Annotated in this window: 20 protein-coding genes; 15 read left to right on the plus strand and 5 right to left on the minus strand. The window is 49.1% G+C overall.

The features are described from left to right. Positions 1-111: 111 nt before the first annotated feature. Positions 112-1,044 carry a hypothetical protein gene (locus BGL48_RS12645; RefSeq protein ID WP_176719671.1) on the minus strand — a complete coding sequence of 311 codons (933 nt, stop codon included), beginning with the start codon at positions 1,042-1,044 and terminating at the stop codon, positions 112-114. Positions 1,045-1,392: 348 nt separating this feature from the next. On the opposite strand from BGL48_RS12645, the gene BGL48_RS16300 reads away from it, so the two are divergent. From BGL48_RS16300 to BGL48_RS12685, 10 genes are all read left to right on the plus strand, one after another. Then, the gene (locus tag BGL48_RS16300) at positions 1,393-1,566 is read left to right on the plus strand and encodes a hypothetical protein (protein WP_167369488.1); all 174 of its coding nucleotides are present in this window, start codon (positions 1,393-1,395) and stop codon (positions 1,564-1,566) included. Between the two features lie 141 nt (positions 1,567-1,707). Continuing rightward, the gene (locus BGL48_RS12650) at positions 1,708-1,989 is read left to right on the plus strand and encodes an HlyU family transcriptional regulator (protein WP_069362970.1); all 282 of its coding nucleotides are present in this window, start codon (positions 1,708-1,710) and stop codon (positions 1,987-1,989) included. 312 nt (positions 1,990-2,301) lie between these two features. After that, positions 2,302-3,855, plus strand: a complete 1,554-nt coding sequence (locus tag BGL48_RS12655) for a Re/Si-specific NAD(P)(+) transhydrogenase subunit alpha (protein WP_069362971.1) — start codon at positions 2,302-2,304, stop codon at positions 3,853-3,855. Positions 3,856-3,864: 9 nt separating this feature from the next. Then, on the plus strand, positions 3,865-5,241 hold the full coding sequence (gene pntB / locus BGL48_RS12660; protein WP_069362972.1) for a Re/Si-specific NAD(P)(+) transhydrogenase subunit beta: 1,377 nt from the start codon (positions 3,865-3,867) through the stop codon (positions 5,239-5,241). A gap of 140 nt (positions 5,242-5,381) precedes the next feature. After that, on the plus strand, positions 5,382-6,821 hold the full coding sequence (locus BGL48_RS12665; protein WP_069363157.1) for a DUF3404 domain-containing protein: 1,440 nt from the start codon (positions 5,382-5,384) through the stop codon (positions 6,819-6,821). Next, positions 6,793-7,458: a response regulator transcription factor gene (locus BGL48_RS12670; protein WP_069362973.1), complete on the plus strand. Its 666-nt coding sequence runs from the start codon at positions 6,793-6,795 to the stop codon at positions 7,456-7,458. Before BGL48_RS12665 ends, BGL48_RS12670 begins: the two co-directional genes overlap by 29 nt. Then, on the plus strand, positions 7,458-8,360 hold the full coding sequence (locus BGL48_RS12675) for a DUF2861 family protein (RefSeq protein WP_241827423.1): 903 nt from the start codon (positions 7,458-7,460) through the stop codon (positions 8,358-8,360). Before BGL48_RS12670 ends, BGL48_RS12675 begins: the two co-directional genes overlap by 1 nt. A gap of 123 nt (positions 8,361-8,483) precedes the next feature. Beyond that, complete coding sequence (traF, locus tag BGL48_RS12680; RefSeq protein ID WP_069362975.1) at positions 8,484-9,614, plus strand: conjugal transfer protein TraF; 1,131 nt, start codon at positions 8,484-8,486, stop codon at positions 9,612-9,614. A gap of 88 nt (positions 9,615-9,702) precedes the next feature. After that, positions 9,703-9,861: a YoaH family protein gene (locus tag BGL48_RS16050; RefSeq protein ID WP_077487001.1), complete on the plus strand. Its 159-nt coding sequence runs from the start codon at positions 9,703-9,705 to the stop codon at positions 9,859-9,861. Between the two features lie 85 nt (positions 9,862-9,946). Continuing rightward, complete coding sequence (locus BGL48_RS12685; protein ID WP_069362976.1) at positions 9,947-10,501, plus strand: HD domain-containing protein; 555 nt, start codon at positions 9,947-9,949, stop codon at positions 10,499-10,501. A gap of 48 nt (positions 10,502-10,549) precedes the next feature. On the opposite strand, the gene nadE is transcribed toward BGL48_RS12685, so the two are convergent. Beyond that, entirely contained in the window at positions 10,550-11,389 is an 840-nt protein-coding gene (gene nadE / locus BGL48_RS12690; RefSeq protein ID WP_069362977.1) for an ammonia-dependent NAD(+) synthetase, read from the minus strand. A 200-nt stretch (positions 11,390-11,589) separates the two neighbouring features. On the opposite strand from nadE, the gene BGL48_RS12695 reads away from it, so the two are divergent. Beyond that, complete coding sequence (locus BGL48_RS12695) at positions 11,590-12,108, plus strand: nicotinate-nicotinamide nucleotide adenylyltransferase (protein WP_069362978.1); 519 nt, start codon at positions 11,590-11,592, stop codon at positions 12,106-12,108. Positions 12,109-12,142: 34 nt separating this feature from the next. Here BGL48_RS12695 and BGL48_RS12700 read toward each other — a convergent pair whose 3' ends face one another. Next, positions 12,143-12,814, minus strand: coding sequence for a hypothetical protein (locus BGL48_RS12700; RefSeq protein WP_069362979.1), 672 nt, complete (start codon positions 12,812-12,814; stop codon positions 12,143-12,145). 194 nt (positions 12,815-13,008) lie between these two features. Here BGL48_RS12700 and BGL48_RS12705 point away from each other — a divergent pair, with 194 nt between their 5' ends. Next, a complete protein-coding gene (locus BGL48_RS12705) occupies positions 13,009-14,172 on the plus strand; it encodes a lysophospholipid acyltransferase family protein (RefSeq protein WP_069362980.1) in 1,164 nt (387 codons plus the stop codon). Positions 14,173-14,177: 5 nt separating this feature from the next. On the opposite strand, the gene BGL48_RS12710 is transcribed toward BGL48_RS12705, so the two are convergent. Beyond that, on the minus strand, positions 14,178-15,098 hold the full coding sequence (locus BGL48_RS12710; protein WP_069362981.1) for a LysR family transcriptional regulator: 921 nt from the start codon (positions 15,096-15,098) through the stop codon (positions 14,178-14,180). 464 nt (positions 15,099-15,562) lie between these two features. On the opposite strand from BGL48_RS12710, the gene chrA reads away from it, so the two are divergent. Continuing rightward, positions 15,563-16,708: a chromate efflux transporter gene (chrA, locus tag BGL48_RS12715; protein ID WP_069362982.1), complete on the plus strand. Its 1,146-nt coding sequence runs from the start codon at positions 15,563-15,565 to the stop codon at positions 16,706-16,708. 137 nt (positions 16,709-16,845) lie between these two features. Here chrA and BGL48_RS12720 read toward each other — a convergent pair whose 3' ends face one another. Next, complete coding sequence (locus BGL48_RS12720) at positions 16,846-17,880, minus strand: Gfo/Idh/MocA family oxidoreductase (protein ID WP_069362983.1); 1,035 nt, start codon at positions 17,878-17,880, stop codon at positions 16,846-16,848. A gap of 285 nt (positions 17,881-18,165) precedes the next feature. On the opposite strand from BGL48_RS12720, the gene BGL48_RS12725 reads away from it, so the two are divergent. Beyond that, entirely contained in the window at positions 18,166-18,570 is a 405-nt protein-coding gene (locus BGL48_RS12725; protein ID WP_069363158.1) for an MbcA/ParS/Xre antitoxin family protein, read from the plus strand. 1 nt (position 18,571) lies between these two features. Then, entirely contained in the window at positions 18,572-19,258 is a 687-nt protein-coding gene (locus BGL48_RS12730; protein ID WP_069362984.1) for an RES family NAD+ phosphorylase, read from the plus strand. Positions 19,259-19,557 lie beyond the last annotated feature (299 nt).

Raw genomic sequence — 19,557 nt, forward strand, 5'->3', positions numbered from 1 at the left:
CGAAAGGTGAGGGGTTATGGAAAAACGTGACTGGTTTGATATCGGCTTGATCAGTTTTTGGTTGGTGGCTTGGGCATCGATTGTTTACTTTGTGCCAGTCATTTAACTTATTTACTGATCCGCGGATTGCGGGGGAACCTGTTTGCGTCGGGTTCCCCAGCGCACTAACAACGGCTGTAAATAGATTGGCAGCTGTATGGCGCCGATTAATGGTAGAAATGCCGGCCCCAGCGCGGCACCAGCAACGGTGTACGTTAGCAATACATTCCGATTGACCGCTGACACCGCGGCGATCATGCTCGCTTCTCGCCCCTGATGTCGATATAGCCCATACGCAATGATGAAAAAAAGTATGCAAATTGCAACTGAAATGGCTAAAAGCTCCAACGCGTAGCCTGAATCCTTTTGCCACATTGCCCCGAACGGCCCTACTAGCCCTAATGGAAAACTGAACACCAGCACAATGGTAAACTGTGCCAGTTTGCTGTGAATGCGTTTGAGTTTTTCGGGTTTGATCAGCGCGTGAAAAAGCGCGGCAAACAGCATGGGACCAAAAATAAAGATCACCAATCGCACCGCATAGCTTTTTAGATCCAATGAAAAATCATCACCTGACAGCACCGTGAGATTGATGAATAAGACGACGGGCATGAGCAATGTTGACGCGATGGTGTAGGCCATGGCGATGAGCGCGTCCATTCCCAAAGAACGAATGATGGCAGGCGTTGCAAACAAAGACCCAGTGGCGCAAATGCCACTGATTGCAAGTAACAAAGGGGTAGACGCGCCGAGTAGCCACGCGAGAGAACAAGTGAGTACGGTGAGTAGCACTGAGTGAACTAATGCGTACACCCAGACCTGCCACCGGGCTAACGCTTTCACTAATAGACCTTGATGAATGCCAAGCAGGGTAAACAGCATCAAGGCGAATAGCACATAAGGTAAAAACGGAAATAAGGCTAACGAGACGCTCGGAAAGGCAAAGCCAATCAATGCGGCAATAAAAAGACACAACGCTGAATGTTTGGCGAGAAACGCGAGCATGGTCAACACCTTGGTCACATGTGTAATCACGATGTTATCAGGTTTACACAACTAATCGAGTGAAAAATAGTCTTTTTCAATGATTAATACACTGTGTCGTATAAAAAGTCAGACAGGATGAGGGCGCGAGCGGTGAATTCAAACAGACAAACTGAACTCATTGAAGGCTTGTCCGTCAGGTAAGTGATTCGCTTATTTTACTGCAACTTAACATAATGAATACGTGCAAACCGGCAAGTATGTTAGATTAGAAAAACTAATCCATTGGTTTAATTTTCATCAGTTTAAATCTCGGGGTAGCACCTTATAATTTGCGCCGAGTGATTAAGACAACAAAGCGAGGATCTGATGACGACTGCAACGGTTAATATGCCCCGTTCTCGTCGATCTTACGCGGTAACAATCAAAGGACTGATCGCTCACGCCATGGATGTGCTGTTTACTCGCAGCACGCACGCTCCTGCTTATGATGCCAGTCGTTTACCGGCACATTTGCAGCGTGATATTGGTATAAACCGATAAGACGACTTAAAACGGATAGAACGCGAAACGCCACATCATCGAGATGTGGCGTTTTTTTTATGGTTTAATCGTCTCCGAGCGTTTACGAACAATGAGTGGCTTACCAAGCCGACGAATGCGATTAATTGAGGAGTACAAAAGATGGGATGGTTCTCTGCACTGTTTTCCAAGGGAAGCGAAAAACAATCACAGGCGTCAGTCACCCCGACGGAATACCAAGGGTATTTAATTTATCCTGAATCGACCGCCGAAAACGGCCAATATCGTGTCAGTGGCCGCATTTGCAAATCACTTGATGACAAGATACTCACCCATAGATTTATTCGCTCAGATTTGCTGGGAAGTCAGGAAGATGCCAACAGCTTGATGGTCACAAAAGCAAAAATGATGATTGATCAAAACGGTGATCGACTATTTGATTGAGGGGCGTCAACGAATCGCGCGATAGCAAAAATAATGCATAACTATGAGCAATTAATTCGGATAAAGTGTAGCCCAGATCACATTTATGCCCCAATGGCGATCCCCGCCCTGTGGTGATTAAGGAATAAACTCGTTAAGTTAACACTGTTGCGTTGCTAAGCACGAAGCACTGATAACAGACCGCAACAGCGTGATAAGCGAATAAAACCGCTTGGAATGCTTATTTTTATCAGTGAACCTATTTCAGGCCGCGGTTTTCGCGCCTGTGATAACCAAAAAAATTTCTTATAAGCCAACATTCAGGGAATAGCTATGCAGATTGGTGTTCCAAAAGAGAGGCTCGTTAATGAAACGAGGGTAGCTGCGACACCTAAGTCGGTTGAGCAGCTTATCAAGCTCGGTTTTGACGTCGTAGTAGAGAAGGGAGCAGGCGAACAAGCAAGCTTTGAAGACACTGCGTACGAACAAGCTGGTGCGAGCATTGTTGATACAGACGCTGCCTGGCAGTCTGACATCATCTTTAAAGTTAATGCACCAGGCGTAATTGAAGAGACTGGCCAAGATGAAGTGGCGTTGCTGCAGGCAGGCACCACCTTGGTTAGCTTTATTTGGCCCGCTCAAAACGAAGAATTACTCGAACGTTTGTCAGCGCAGAACGTGAACGTGATGGCCATGGATGCGGTCCCACGTATTTCGCGTGCGCAGTCATTGGATGCGTTAAGCTCGATGGCAAACATCGCCGGTTACCGTGCAGTGGTTGAAGCGGCGCATGAATTTGGTCGCTTCTTTACCGGACAAATCACGGCAGCGGGTAAAGTACCGCCTGCGAAAGTCTTTGTTGCGGGGGCTGGCGTTGCCGGGCTGGCGGCGATTGGCGCAGCGGGTAGCTTGGGGGCGATTGTCCGTGCTTTTGATGTTCGTCCTGAAGTGAAAGAACAAGTCGAGAGCATGGGCGCGGAGTTTTTAGAAGTCGACTTCAAACAAGACAACTCAGGCAGTGGCGATGGTTATGCCAAAGAAATGTCTGACGAGTTTAATCAGGCGGCGGAAAAGCTTTATGCGCAGCAAGCAGAAGATGTCGACATTATCGTCACAACCGCACTGATCCCCGGTAAGCCAGCGCCGACGCTGATCACCAAAGAGATGGTTGACAGCATGAAGCCGGGCAGCGTGATTGTTGATTTGGCCGCAGCCAATGGTGGCAACTGTGAGTACACGGAAAAAGATCAAGTGATCACCACGCCCAATGGCGTAAAAGTGATCGGTTACACCGATATGGTCGGCCGTTTGCCCACCCAATCGTCACAGCTTTATGCGACTAACTTAGTCAACCTCACCAAACTGCTTTGCAAAGAGAAAGACGGCAACATCCAGATTGATTTTGATGATGTGGTCGTGCGTGGCGTGACCGTAATCAAAGAAGGCGAGATCACCTGGCCGGCGCCACCGATTCAAGTCTCCGCGCAACCTAAAGCAGAGCCCAAAGCTGAACCTGCTCCTAAGCCGGCACCCAAAAAAACCTCTCGGGCGACCAAGTATGGTCTAATGGCCGCCGCCGCAGGGGCGTTCGGATGGATTGCCAATTATGCCCCTAGTGAATTTCTCTCTCACTTTACCGTTTTCGTACTGGCCTGTGTGGTGGGCTACTACGTGGTATGGAATGTGACTCACGCGCTGCATACCCCGCTGATGTCTGTGACCAATGCGATCTCTGGCATCATCATCGTTGGGGCGTTATTGCAAGTAGGACAAGGCATTGGCTTTGTAACCTTCCTTGCTTTCATTGCCGTGTTGATCGCCAGCATCAATATATTTGGCGGCTTTACTGTTACAAAGCGCATGCTTGAAATGTTCCGTAAAGGGTAAGGAGAAAGAATGTCTGAAGGATTGGTACAAGCGGCGTATATTGTCGCTGCGCTTTGTTTTATTCTCAGTTTGGCTGGGCTATCAAAGCAAGAGTCAGCGCGCGCAGGCAACTATTACGGGATTACCGGGATGGCGATCGCTCTGGTTGCCACTATTTGGGGGCCGGAAGTGCAAGGTGTGGGCTGGATTATTCTGGCCATGGTCATTGGTGGCGCGATCGGTATTTATTACGCCAAGCGCGTAGAAATGACGGAAATGCCGGAGCTAGTGGCGATGCTACACAGCTTCGTGGGTCTGGCTGCGGTATTGGTGGGCTTTAATACCTACATCGATCACCCGCCGCTGACGGGCGCGATGCTTAACATCCACTTGGTTGAGATTTTCCTCGGTGTCTTTATCGGTGCAATTACTTTCACCGGCTCGATTGTCGCCTTTGGTAAACTTCGTGGCGTGATTTCCTCCAAGGCGCTGATGTTGCCACATCGCCACAAGCTTAACCTGGCCGCTGTGGTTGTGTCGTTCTTGTTGCTAATCAGCTTTGTCAACGCTGAAGGCTCAACAGCGGCACTGCTGATTGTGACCGTCATTGCGCTAGCATTTGGTTATCACTTGGTGGCTTCGATCGGTGGCGCAGACATGCCCGTGGTGGTGTCGATGCTCAATTCCTACTCAGGATGGGCAGCGGCGGCGGCTGGCTTTATGCTGGCAAATGATCTCTTGATTGTGACAGGCGCGCTAGTGGGCTCATCGGGGGCGATTCTGTCTTACATTATGTGTAAAGCGATGAACCGTTCTTTCATTAGTGTCATCGCCGGTGGCTTTGGCTCTGATGGCGCTGCGTCTTCGGGTGATGACGAAGTCGGTGAGTATCGAGAAAGTACAGCCGAAGAAGTCGCCGAAATGCTGAAAGAGTCAAACAGCGTGGTCATCGCCCCAGGTTATGGCATGGCAGTCGCGCAAGCCCAATATCCTGTTTACGAGGTGACAGAAAAACTCCGTAGCATGGGCGTCGAGGTGCGCTTTGCCATTCACCCTGTTGCGGGTCGTTTGCCCGGTCACATGAACGTATTGTTGGCTGAGGCCAAAGTGCCGTATGACATCGTGTTGGAAATGGATGAAATCAATGATGATTTCCCTGACACAGATACCGTTTTGGTCATTGGTGCCAACGATACGGTGAACCCTGCGGCGACGGACGACCCATCGAGCCCGATTGCGGGCATGCCGGTTCTTGAGGTTTGGAACGCCAAAAATGTGGTGGTGTTTAAGCGCTCAATGAATACAGGTTATGCCGGGGTGCAAAATCCGCTGTTCTTTAAAGACAACAGCAGCATGTTGTTCGGTGACGCGAAACAAAGTGTAGAAGCGATTTTTAAAGCGCTATAATTAGCCTTAATGCTTGATACTCTGTCAAAAAGAGCCAGTTCCGACTGGCTCTTTTTTTTGGCGTGTCTTGATTAAGCGAGGAATGATGGAACTTACACGGTACTGACATTTTGATAAAAATTGATGATAAGCTTGCGATCATGCGAATTCTGCTGCTACTCACTCTCACATTGGCTGGCTGGCCAACCTTGGCCGCGAGCACGTTCTCAGAGCAGATGACTGCCTTTCGTGCGCAGTTATTACTTGCCGATCCTGTCGCTCGCTACAACCTGATCGGCATTAACCGTGCTTTCCCCCGTGTGTTGCTCAGCCCAAAGAGTTTGCTGCCGCAGAGTGCTCAATACCCGTTAAAAGACATTCGCCGCCTCTATCAAGCCGCACAAAAATGCCAAGGGCCGTGGCCTGTTAATCCGCAAGTGACCGAACCGTTGGTGTTTACGCGCGCGATGTGTAATCACACCCAGCTTCCTGTGGCGTGGTTCTCGCGGTCTGGCTTTATTCATCCCGGTGGGGGGAGTTACGCGGCAAAATATGCTGAGCAGTTTCCCGAGCGGCGTAGCGAATTAATGCGCTTCTTTCATATTCAAGAGCGACCTCAAGCAGAACCCGATAGCTTGTTGGGGCGATTGCAGCGGATGGAGTCTCATGCCGTTGATGCCTTAAATAGCGGCGCTAAATCGTTAATCAGTCAGGATGAGATGTGGGTGCGCGTTGGCAGTTATTATCATTTATACCAAGCCTCGCAATGGCAGCCATTACTGGCCGAGTTTGATTTAAGGATCACCCCTCGAGGAGAGCAAGACTTCTGTTTGGCGCGGGTGGGCAACATTTGTTGGAACGAAGAAAAAGCGCCCAGTTATTGGCCCTACTTGGTTGGAACATTAATTATTATCAACCTCGTTGCACTGGGCGGTTGGGCGTTTAACCGCTGGACAGTGCAGCGCCGGTTGATGCAAGAGCGTATGCTGGTGTTGCAAATCCTCACTCATGAGCTTCGTACCCCGATTGCGAGCCTATCCATGACAGTGGAGGGTTTTCGGCGCAAATTTGATAGTCTACCCGATGATTTTTATGAGGAGTTCCGCCGGCTTTGCGAGGATTCGCGACGTCTAAAACAATTGGCGGAGGCAAGTAAAGATTATTTACAATCCAACCAGAAGCCTCTCAGTAAAGAGACAATTCCGTCTGTTGAAGAGTGGTTGGGTTATATTTGCGACGAACACCAAGTTACGTTACACGTAAGCCAAGATGGGGCGGTGCGAGCGAATGTTTATTGGTTAACAACATCATTGAACAATTTGATTGCTAATGCGGTCAAATATGGCGTAGCACCTGTCGATGTTCATGCTCACGTGTCTGAGGATCGTTTTACGATCGCGATACGCGATCAAGGGGAACTGACGGCCAAGGACTGGAAACATATACGTAAACCGTTTGTCAGCCAAAGTGGACTTGGACTGGGGCTGACGATTGTAGAATCCATGATTGAGCGAATGGGGGGAAAGTTAATTTTATCTGGCCCACCCACCACATTTACTTTGGAGATTCATTGTGACGCAAGCGACGTTACTTCTGGTTGAAGATGATGCCAACCTGGCTGACGGGTTATTGGCAAGCTTGGAACAAGCAGGCTACCGCTGCTTATATGCAGAGAACGCGACAAAAGTGGCCGAATTATGGCGCGATGCTGATCTCGTGATCCTCGATCGTCAATTGCCAGAAGGGGATTCAATTGAGTGGCTAGCGGATTGGAATAAGCTTAAAACTATTCCTGTGATTTTACTGACAGCCATGGTCTCGGTGCGCGATCGTGTTGGCGGGTTGGACTCGGGGGCCACTGATTATATCACCAAACCTTTTGCCGAAGCAGAGCTGCTCGCGCGAGTGCGTGTGCACCTTCGTCATCCTGTGGGGGAGGTAGAAGTCTCAAGCAATGACATCGTTATCAATGATGTGCGTATCGATACCGCGAGTCGAGCCGTCTTTTGTGGTGACGAAGAGATGACCTTGACGCGCACTGAGTTCGATCTTTTGCACTTTCTGGCTAAAAATGCCGGACGCGTATTCACGCGTGATGAACTATTGGATCAAGTGTGGGGCTATAACCATTACCCGACGACTCGTACCGTCGATACACACATATTACAGCTGCGCCAGAAGCTACCCTCGGTCAATATCGAAACCTTGCGTGGCGTTGGCTACCGTATGAAAGCATGATGAAAAAATGCGCTCTCTTTGGTCTATTCGCAACAACACTGGGTGCTGGTGGCACGCAGGCAGCATGGTTTGACGGCAATGATGCATTAACCAGTGCCCATCAGCGCCTGTTAGAGGGGAAAACCGCGGCGAGTGTCGAATCGATGATTGAGGCTTGGCAACAGCCTAGCCTTTCAGCGTCGCGTCAGAATCACCTGGCTAAGCTATTGGCACTGGCCATTACCGAAGATTGTGGTCGCAGCTTGAGCCGTCAGACATTGCCAGATTGGTTAAGCAACGTGTCCATTCGTCGAGAAACGGTGCAGACCACCAGTCGCGTTTACTATCGCGTCCAAGTCGCGGGAGAGTCGCAGCTTGGCGTTGACGCCTTTACGATGAAAAAATGGCCCGACGAAACCGTCATCAGTGACGATTTATCGGCAGAGCAGCAACACCGCTGGCGCCTTGTGAAAGATGGGCTATCAGAGCCAGTTTCTGAAGGGCTCTATCAGTTAACCGCTCAGTCAGTGGCTGGAGAGACATGGTCTAGCTGGTTATTGTTGACACAGCCTCAGCCGCGTCAAACGCTAAGTTGGAAAGACACTCGTAGCTGGCACATTGCGCCTTTTGATGATTTTAACTCAACCTGTCAGCGTCCTTTCTTGACGCTGAACCTTTATCCGCAAAACCAAACTGACGGTGCACCGATTTGGTCGGCAGAGAAGCACAAACGACTGCCGACTCAGTTACCTATGCTGGATGTCCCCAATGGCCAGTATTGGTTCAGTGTTGCCTTGATTGAGCGGCGCTGGCAGGGAGCGCTGTCAATTGAAGAAGTGCAACGCATCGGGCGTGCGGTTGATTTGCCGGACTTGGAGCCAGGGGCCCTTGAGGCGATTGCGCCTGAGACTGATAATCCGTAAAGCGACGTTTAGGCGTGTGGGATTTTGATAAAGCTCACAGGTTTGAGTGAGGGCTCTCCACCCATTCGTTTTTGCCTCTATCCTTGCTGTTAGTTGCGAAACAAACAATATAGAGGCTGCTCAATGACTTTTAAAACAAAAGCACTTGTTCTAGCGTTAGCCACTTGCTCTGCCAGTGTGATGGCCGCGACCAATCCAACCGATGCGCGTGGCAATGCCATGGGCGGAGTGGGTGTGGCATCGGGGGATTATCTCTCTGCTGGCTTTCATAACCCGGCTCTGGCGGCGCTCGATCCAGAGAGCGCGTTTGGTGTCCTCGTGCCTTATCTCGGCGCTGAGGTGCGTGATCCCGATGAACTCGTCGATGGACTCGATGATGTGGCAGACGCCTTTGATACTAACGATGCCAATCAAATTGAACAATCATTACGAGCGGTGCAAGGTGATAAAGCGTATCTGGATGCCGGTTTAGGCGCGGCAGTAGGGATTCCCACAGGCTCTGTCTCTGCCACTCTTTATACATCGGGGCTAATTGAAGGCGCGGTGTTACCCGATATCGACACCAGTGACTTTGGCCTCACCTCCAACCCCAATTCAAATGCGACGATCATTGCCGCCGGTATTGGTGAATTAGGGGTAGCACTGGCGACCAACCTTGATATTGCCGGCCAGCGCGTCGCGGTGGGTGTGACGCCAAAACTGCAACGGATCACTACTTATAATTACGGCGTCGCGGTCGACGATTACGATACAGATGATTGGGATGACAGCCGCTACCGTGAAGAGGACAACACGTTTAACCTTGATCTTGGCGCTGTTTGGCAATCGGGCCCTTATCGGGTGGGGCTTGCCGGTAAGAATTTGGTTAGCCAAGATGTCGATACTGTGACTAGCGCGAGAACAGGCCACAGTTTCACCTATGAACTTGAGCCGCAAGTCACGCTGGGTTCAGCGTTTGTATCTGACTTTGTCACCCTCGCGGCGGATTTGGATTTGAACAAGAAAAAGGGCTTTAAAGGTACCCTGAATGTGGACGATGACACCCAGTTTTTCCGAGTTGGGGCAGAATTTGATGCCTTTGGCCATGCGCAGTTACGTACTGGTTACCGTGCAGACCTTGAAGATAACGTCGATAATGCGTTTACGCTCGGCTTAGGCTTATCTCCCTTTGGTGTCGCTAACTTCGATATTGCTGCCAGCATTATCGATAGCAACAGCTATGGGGGATCGGCACAGCTGGCGTTTACGTTCTAACGCTGCATTTGGGATGACAAATGAAAAGGCAGGCCCTAAAATGGCCTGCCTTTTTTGATCACGATTGACTACCAAGAGAGCCCCACCTATGTTTGATGGCGTCACGTTAAACCATGAACAACAGCAAGAAGCGGCAGAGCGCATTCATGCGCTGATGGCAGAAGGGATGAGCAGTGGCGAAGCGATTATGCAGGTTGCCAATGAAATACGTTCGCAAGCCGCTCAAGCCTCTTCGTCTGAAGAGTGAGACAAGTTACAAACAAATCGTCTTTTTATTTACAATTCCGCCAATCCCTGATTTATTTAAAGGAGAGCAGTAAAAGGAGTGTCGGATGAGCAATCGGCTTGAAAAGGCGCGCGAGTGGGCAAGGGTGCGGCACGCACTGCAACGCTATGGAGCCCAGCCTTATCGTTGTCACCTTGATCATGTTGAACGTATTGCCGCGCCCTTTGGGGAGCAAGCACGCATTGTGGCGCAATTGCATGACATTCTGGAAGATACCGCCACACGTGTTGACGAAATCTCAGCACTTTTCGGCCCAACCGTTGCTAGAGCTGTGATGCTGGTGACGGATCCCCGACGGCCCAGTCGGGAAGAGAGAAAGCGCGCCTTAAACCAACGTTTGATTGCACTCGATCCGAGCGATGAAGCCGCGTGGTTAGCATTAGTGGTAAAAACGTGTGACCGTTTAGCCAATGTGATTGCCAGTAGTGAGCATAGCCCACCGCGTTTTTTACAATATCAACGTGAGCATGGAGGCTTCCGGGTCGCCGTATATCGACGAGGGTTATGTGATCACCTTTGGCGTGAGTTAGATGGCCTGATTGATGCCGGCCAACAAGCAGACCGGCACCCAGATCATCAACTGCACGCATCCATCTCTTGACTCAGGCTAAGCCAGACACGCTTTTCTTTTAACGCCTCAGTTCATCAATCAGTTATCGAGATCATAAATTGTCGGAATCGGTTGACGTTTGTGCTGTGTGGCTTGGTAAACCTGAATAATCTTCTCTTTAACCGCGTCTTCAACCGGCTTACCCTCAAGAAAATCATCGATTTGCTCATAGGTCAGCTGCAGCGCTTCTTCATCCGCTTTTTGCGGTGATAAGTCTTCCAAGTCAGCGGTGGGCGTTTTATTTACCAAGACGTCTGGTGCCCCCAATGTGGCGGCGAGTTGACGCACTTGTCGTTTGCTTAGACCAAAGAGCGGCGCAAGATCACACGCACCATCGCCGAACTTAGTATAGAACCCCGTGATGTTCTCGGCAGAATGGTCAGTCCCGATGACGAGCCCTTGTGTTAATCCTGCTATTTCGTATTGCGCCATCATTCTTGCGCGTGCTTTGACATTGCCTTTGGCAAAATCAACCCGGCTGTCACTATCGGGGCGTAAGCCTACGGCAGACACGGCATCTAAAACTGATTGGTGGTTACCATCGACCCCCGGCTTAACGTTGACCGTGACGGTTTTGCTCGGCTTGATAAAAGACAGGGCGAGTTGCGCTTCGTCTTCGTCTTTTTGTTCGCCATAGGGCAATCTGACCGCAATGAATTGATAGTGATCCTTGTTTGCTTCTTGGTTAAGCGCTTCAATCGCTAACTGTGCCAGTCGTCCACATGTCGACGAATCGACACCACCACTGATACCTAACACGAGGCTACGTGTCCCGGAACGTTGCAACATAGTTTTGATAAAGGCGATGCGACGACGGATCTCCGTTTCTGGGTCGATATTGGATTGGACGCGCATTTCTTCGCGGATCTGGTGTTCCATCTTAGGTTCCTCTCAATCACTCTGGCATACAATGTCAATGAAGACTCTACTGTGAGTTATTGTGCATGATCTCTGTTGGCTTGGGTATAGCGCAAGTGAATCTCCTCACCCTGATGGTGATAGGTTAGGCTTTTGGTCAAATTCATGGCATCATCTCGCATAATCCCTAAACACGAGAATGACTTGGTGAAGAGCGTATAATGACAGAGCAAATAGCCGTATTTGGCAGCGCATTCAATCCACCCACTCAAGGTCACGCGTCTGTTCTGGCGCAATTGTGTCATTTTGACAAGGTGCTGCTCGTGCCGAGTTATAGACATGCATGGGGAAAAATGATGGCACCTTACGAGACACGATGCGGGTGGGTACAGGCATTGATTCAAGATTTGCGCTTACCGAATCTACACTTGTGTCAGCGAGAGGCATCGTTAGGGCGAGAAGGTGACGCTGTCACAACACACATGCTGCTTTCTGCGTTACAGGACGATTATCCTGACGCGGCACTCACGTTCGTTGTTGGTCCTGATAACTTGCTCAAATTTGACCAGTTTGCCGATAGCGCGCAAATACTCTCGCGCTGGTCAGTATTGGGGATGCCTGAGAAGGTGGTAGTGCGCAGTACACATATTCGTGAACGACTCGCACAAGGCTTACCGGTGGGTGATCTCACCACCCCGACGATCGCAGCACAGCTGAGCGAAGCCGTATTTTGTCGCTAGCGGCCTATCGGTGCGTTTTTAACAGTGCTCGCGTTTAGCTTTCAAACACACAGGCATAGCGAGTGCACAGGGTGTCAGCGTCGGCCGTGGAGACTCCAGCTGACTCAGCCGCGCGCTCCCATGTTTTACCAGACTTCATCGCTGCTCTTAGCTGTCGAACGGTAAAATACTCTTGCAGTTGTGCAATGGTCAGCTGAGTGAGCGCTTGTAATTGGTAGTGTTGCGCTGTGCTCACCGGCGGCTGGCCTGTTTGGGCAAATGCCGTACAATCTGCCAGCGCTTGGGTGGGTGCATCAAGTTGCTGGGTCGGCGCGAGGTGCGTGATTTGGTCAAGTATCACGGCTTGAATGTGATGCGATTGCGCTGCCGTCAACACGGATGCTGTTGGCGTGCCAAGCTCCATTAAGCTAGCGGCCAGTAGTGGGGACAACACAACATGTCCCACACTCTCAGGGAGGGGATGTTGTGTGCGTGGCGATACGGCCAATTGGTGTAAACGGGTATTGGGCGTGATGGTCAATGCATGAAGGCACTCAAAAGGTAGCCAGAACCCCTGACCGGTATAGACAGGGATATCTGTTTTTCCTAAGCGAACAAGCACCAAACCGTCCTCAACATAAAGCAGGTTCGCTGTGTAGCGGCGCTTTCGAGGGGTGAATATCAATGAGGGTGTGTGATAAAGAGTGTATTCGCTCGTGGTCTTCATAACAGTGTCTCGATGTAATAAGGCGGCAATGGTGAGCACTTTTGCTGTTGAGGTCAAGTCAATGACGGTAAAGGGAACTCTTAACCAGGCTGAAGGTCTGACCTCCAACCTGTGTAAAATTTCGGTGGGTTCACTTTGAATCCTTTGTTGACTGCGTAGAATGGCGCGGTTTTTACTCGATATAATGGAAGAAAGTGCAGACAGTTAACGATCCTTATCAAGAGATTCGTCCTTATCATGACGACGAAGTTCCCAGTGCAATTCAGCGACTCATCCAAGATGACGAGTTTATCAATGCGATTCTATCTTATCGCTATCCGCATGCGTCTGGTCCGCTTGGTTGGCTTTTAAAGCCTGCTCTTAAATTGTATCTAACTAAAAAGTGGAGCAATATTAAAACAGTGCAGGATGTCCAACTGCATGTCGCCAGCTATATGCGCAAGATGATTAAAACAACCTGTGATAAAGTCACGGTCTCTGGTGTAGAAAAACTGGATCCGAATAAAGCCTACCTATTTGTCTCCAACCACAGAGACATTGCGATGGACCCTGCGCTAGTAAACTGGTGCTTGCACCAACAGGGGCTCGATACAGTGAGAATCGCTATCGGTGATAACCTGTTACGTAAACCGTGTGCGACTGAGCTGATGAAGCTTAACAAAAGCTTTATTGTCAAACGCTCAGCCAAAGCACCACGTGAAATGATGAAGTCATTATCACAGTTATCGGGTTATTTGCGCTTATCCCTCGATGAGGGTCAGTCGATCTGGATTGCTCAGCGAGAGGGGCGAGCCAAGACGGGCCAAGATGTCACGGATCCGGCAATCTTAAAAATGTTCTTCATGGAAGGGCGAAAACGCAAGCAAGACTTTGACAGCTATATGGAAGCGCTTAATGTGGTGCCTGTCGCCATCTCCTACCAAAACGATCCATGCGATCTGGACAAAGCAACTGAATTAGACGCGGTCAACCGCCTTGGCGCCTACGAAAAAAGCGAGTTTGAAGACATTCAAACCATCGTGAAAGGGATTGTCGGTGACAAACGGCATGTGCACGTGGCCTTTGGTGAGCCTGTGACCCTGTCACAAGACACACCCGAGTCAATGGCCGCAAAAATTGATGCGCAAATCCACCAGTTATACCGTTTATACCCGGCTAATTATATTGCCGCTGGGGTAGAACATGACAGTGTCACGCCAGCTGAGCAGCGCCTCTATGAGCAGAAGCTTGCCCAGGCCCCCGAAGCGGCGCGTGACTATTTGCGTGAAATGTACGCTAACCCTGTGCTCAATCAGTGTGCAACAAGCTCAGACAATATCAATCAGGACAGTCCTCTCGCAGCAGAAAATAATAAGTGACAGCGTCATTTATGGTGGCGATCCCAAATCGGCGGATCGCCGACTTCTTGCAGCATAAAATCGACAAACTCTCTCACTTTGGGCGCAAGGTGTTTGCGTCTTGGATACACAATGTATATCGGCAGCTCAAGGCAAGGTTGCCATTCAGGCAATAGCTCAATGAGTTCACCTTTTTCTATTTCTTCGTTAATAAGGTAAGTAGCCAAATAGGCAATGCCGAGTCCCGCTTTAACCGCCTCGAGTACCGCGGGTGCGTTATTAATTGTGTACTGGCCACTGACATGCACCACTTGCTCCATGCCTGCTTTCATAAACGGCCATTTATCATAACGGCGCTCACGGCTTTGATAGGTGATGCAATCGTGCTGCCGCAAATCAACCAGTTGTTTTGGGATGCCTCTCGCTTCTAGATAACCGGGTGCCGCGACCAGTTTAAATTGGCAATCAGCCAGCTTCCGCGCCACCATGCCTTCTGGAGGATGTTCATGAATCGCGACCCAGCAATCGTAGCCTTCCTCGACGAGGTTAGGGCGGTGATCAAAAAGATTAATGTTGAGGTTAAGCGCTGGGTAAGTTTGGCGGAATTTAGCGAAATGACGCGTCATTAAGGTATTGCCAAACGACTGTGCGACGCCAATCTTAAGTTTGCCTGTCACTTCATTGCGATAGCCTGCCACCATCGCTTCCGCTTCGTCCAAGGTAGCGATCAACTGGCTGCCATACTCCGCATATCTGCTACCGACTTCGGTAAGGGAAACAGAGCGGGTGTTGCGCTGCACCAACTGCACACCTAAGCGATCTTCTAAATAGCGAACCTGTTTGCTGACCTGAGACTTCGAAATTCCCAGCCTGTCTGCTGCGCGAGTAAAGTGCTGCTCTTGTGCAACAGCGGCTAGCACAACGATTTGTTGAAGGTAATCGAGCATTCTACGCACATCCATTTCATCAATAGCGTGAGACTACCACATAACGTCGGTGGTCAGGAATGTGTGTGACAATGTCACTCATGCGTATTCATCAAAGATAAACGGTTTATACCATGTCGAGTGTATTTTATTAAATGCGTGCACATTGTGACATCGATGCGTCAATGATGGCACGTCTTTTCTACCCCTATGAACGATACATGAGCCTATCACTGTTATTTTTACGACAAACCTATAAAACTATAAACCAATGTTTTAAAAATAAAAATAATGATTGTTTCTCTCAGTAAACATGAAGAGTGCTGAGTTGTAAGTGCTTACTCCTATTTGTGTTGTAAAGTTACACAGCGATTCTGTTCAGCGCTGCCTCGCCTTTATTTATTAATTTAATCGATTCATAAAATCAAAATGGTCTGTTTTTGTTCATTGTTCTGTTTGCGTACACTCGTGGTAGGAGGTAAACAATGATTGAGTTAATCAAGCAGTTTTTTTTGTTGGGTTGTATGTCCTTTGGGGGGCCTGCCGCCCATGTGGGTTATTTTGAGCGGGTTTTCGTCAAAAATAAGCGCTGGCTCAGTGAAGAGACATTTGCATCGGGCTTGGCAATGAGTCAGTTCTTACCTGGCCCGGGGAGTAGTCAGTTAGGCATGTATATTGGCTATCAGCGTGCAGGATACTTGGGGGCGTTCGGCGCGTTTGTGGCGTTTACTCTCCCTTCCTTTGCCTTATTGACGGCGGCGGCGGTATTAAACAGTAGTGGACAAGCGTCAGACTGGGTATCGACGATCATCAGTGCGGCAAAGTTACTGGCGGTGTTGGTCGTGATTGATGCCACGGTGTCGATGGGTAAAAAATTTATCGCCTCGTGGTCGAGTGCTGTTGTCGCGGTAATAACGACACTTTGGTTGTTACTGACGCCTTCAGGCGTGTTGTACCAAATTTTGCCTATTTTGATTGCTGGCATGGTTGGCGCGATAGGGTTTGCAAAACCGCAACAGAGCCACACTGCCGTATCTATTGCGTGGCGTCGTAGTGCCAGTATTATTGGCCTGTTTTTATTATTGCTAACGGTGCCTTGGCTGTTTAACCAGACACTTTGGGTACAAGTGTTTAATCTTTTCTATCAGGCAGGGAGCTTTGTGTTTGGTGGTGGCCATGTCGTGCTGCCTTTGCTCGAGCCTATAGTGAGTGACGTTGTCACAGACTCTGCGTTGATTGAAGGGTACGCGGCAGCACAGCTTGTGCCTGGCCCTATGTTTACGATGGCGAGCTACCTTGGCGCCAGTATTGATGGCTTGTCACCGCTTTGGGGCAGTATTATTGCCACTATCGCAATTTTCTTGCCTGGCGCATTGCTGATGTTTGGTGTTTTACCTATCTGGGAGGCGGTGAAGACACAGCCACGCCTAGCCGGCGCTATCAGCCTCATTAATGCCAGTGTCGTGGGGTTGCTCGCCGCCGCGCTGTATCAACCAGTGTGGGTGTCTGCTTATACACAACCGCTTGATTTGTTGCCGATAGCGCTAGGTTTGATTGCGCTCATCAGGTGGCGTGTTTCTGTGTTTTGGTTGCTCCTGTTGATGATGGTCTATCAGTTTACCATCGCCTAAAGCGACTCTATTTTATAGCCCAGCCATATCCTGGGCTATTTTTCGTACTATAATGCACTATAACTTTAAATAGTTGAATGAAAAATACTAGTCACACCGATGATGTGACTAGGCTAGGTTTAATCTTTTAAAGGTAGTTAGTCTTGGAACTGCCAAGGCTGGCGAGTGCCTGTATCGGAGGCTGTTTGTGCCAACTCAATAGCATAGATAACTTTGCTTGCGGAGATGGGGCAAACAGGCGAGGGTTGATCATTGGTAATTGCCTGAGCTAGCCCGTCAAATAGGCGGTGGTATTGGCCATCTTCAAGCGTAAGCGGGTCAGGTGTGACGCTGTCACCTACTTCGAGCATCCCTTGATACGCTTGTTCACCAAAACCAGAGACAGTCACCATCAAGCCAGCGCGTAGTTGCTCTTCTTGAATATCCAGCCCTACGGTACTGAAGGTTGCCTTTTCACCATGAACAACAAAACGCTCTGTGGTGCCAGATCGATAGGGACTTGAGGAAAGAATTACCTCTTTGTCTGGGTAGTGCAGAGTCACCTGAAAGTAGTCAGTCGTTTCACTGCCGGGGCGGAGTGCGCGGCAACTGGCGGAAACCGCATTCGGCTCCCCTAATAAGTGCAGTGCTTGGTCAATTAAATGTGAACCCAAATCATACAAGATACCGGCACCTTCACCTGGTAGCTCACGCCAGCGTTGGCGGACTTCTGGGCGGTAGCGATTAAAGCTAGAGTGCATGACTTTGATGTCGCCAAGCTCACCTGCGAGATGTAAGCCTTTTAGGGTGATAAAATCCCCATCCCAACGTCGATTGTGGTAAGGACACAACACTAAGCCTTTTTGCCTGGCCAGCTCTGCTAACTCGAGACCATCACGGCTATTGGTGACAAAAGGCTTTTCCACTAAGACATGACAACCGGCTTCTAATGCTTGTTTAACATGTTGGTAGTGGAGATGGTTGGGTGTGGTGATCACCACCAAATCCGGGGTTTGTTGGGTGAGTAAGGTGCTGAGATCATCAAAGCAGGCCGCTTTAGGTAACCGCTGTGCAACCTGCTCGGGTTTACTGGATACAACAGCTGAAATCGCAAACTCAGAGATTGCACTCAAAAAAGGAACGTGAAATGTATTAGCAGAAAAGCCAAAACCCACCAAAGCTGTTTTTATCATAAAGCTCACTCGCATTGACGACGTATTATCAGCACTTTATCGGACATCGTTATACCAATCAATCCAAGCGAGGTGAGGTGTGGCAGCGCGCCGCTGTTTAATGTATCAAGACATACTATACGATGACATCAAGCGTGGTCTGTTAGGGCGTTGATTCGGGTGCGAGGTTTGGTCAACCCAAGACGAAAAAATGTCGCGAGCTGTGTAAGGCCTTATGTCTCATTGTGGACAAAATTAAACATTAGGTCCATAATGAGAGTGTGCAAAGATGAAATGGTGAATGATATGACAGCAGCAAAAGCACTAAAAGCGGCAGACAAGAAGAGAATGGCTCAGGTCGGCTTCAAGGCTGCTGTAAACATAATGGAAGGATGGGGATGCACCGGCGCAGACATGCAACGAATTCTTCGCATACCAAGGTCTACGTTCCAAAAGTACAAGGCTAACCCAGACACGATATCTATGGATGATGATCAGCTTGAGCGTTTAAGCTACATCGCAAACATCCACGGTAGTCTTCGAATTATCTTCGATAACCAAGAGAACGTTCAGGGATTCATGTCTATGGAGAACAAAAACGCTTACTTCGAAGGGCGGACTCCTTTATCTATTATGAGTAGCGGCAAATTTGCTGATCTCTACGAAGTGTTTTGTCGTGTTGACGCTTTACGTTCAGGTCAGTGGGGATAAAATGCTGAATGCTCGAGAAAATCAAGCGGTAGGATATAGGCTCATTCCGTCTAAGTACCCGACGATTGACTTGTTTGATGATGTCCTCAACCCTGAGGACTTTGAGGTGATGTATCAACTGCAAGCATTGACGAATCCACGTATTCGCGATGAAGTGGGCGATGTTTCCCTGATTAAGCCGGAAGAAATCCCGTACCACTGTGAGCGTGGGCGTAGCTACGCTGTCGCTGCCTTTACTCACATTAATCGTGATGGTTCGCGTTTTGCTGATGGCAGCTTTGGAATGCTGTATATCGGCGACACCGAACAAACCGCTCTAAAGGAAGTCATGTATCACCAGCGCAAGTATTGGACTGATGTTAATGGGCTTCATTATGATCGCTTGGTGTTTAGGGCGCTTCGTTTCACATTTGATGACGATAAAGTGATTGATGTGCGCGATAAGCCAATGACAGATCCAATCTACGACCTTATTGATTACTCCGCGGCACAGGCGCTTGGTCGTCAGGTTCGGCAAGATGATACATTAACAGGGATCCTCTACAACTCAGTGCGAAATGAAGGGAAGGTTTGTTGGGCGATGTCTACGCCACAAGTGGTTAGCGACGTCATCCAATGCTTCCATGCAGAAATGATTTGGAACGGGAAAGACATTAGTCAGGTTGAGAAGATTTACGCAATGGACTGAGTGTTACGGCTGTATGTTAACAAACCAACCCATAGTGCGCATTATCTATGTTATGTTAAATATATTTTGTCAATAAAAACAGTGAATTATATATGAATTTTCGTGTATTTATCATTAACTAATCGCTTAGTAACAAGTAAAAACCTCTTGATTCTCGGCTTTGAGCGCCAAACAGCTCAAAAAGGCCTAAATCATCACTTTTTAGTTTTTTAATGATTTTTGAGAGATAGATCACAATTAAAAAGCGATTACAGCGGATCAAGTTTTCAGAGCAGTTAGCCGCGTGCGGTTATCTTAAC

Source organism: Salinivibrio sp. SS3 (assembly GCF_001722105.1).
GTDB classification, from domain to species: Bacteria; Pseudomonadota; Gammaproteobacteria; order Enterobacterales; family Vibrionaceae; genus Salinivibrio; species Salinivibrio kushneri.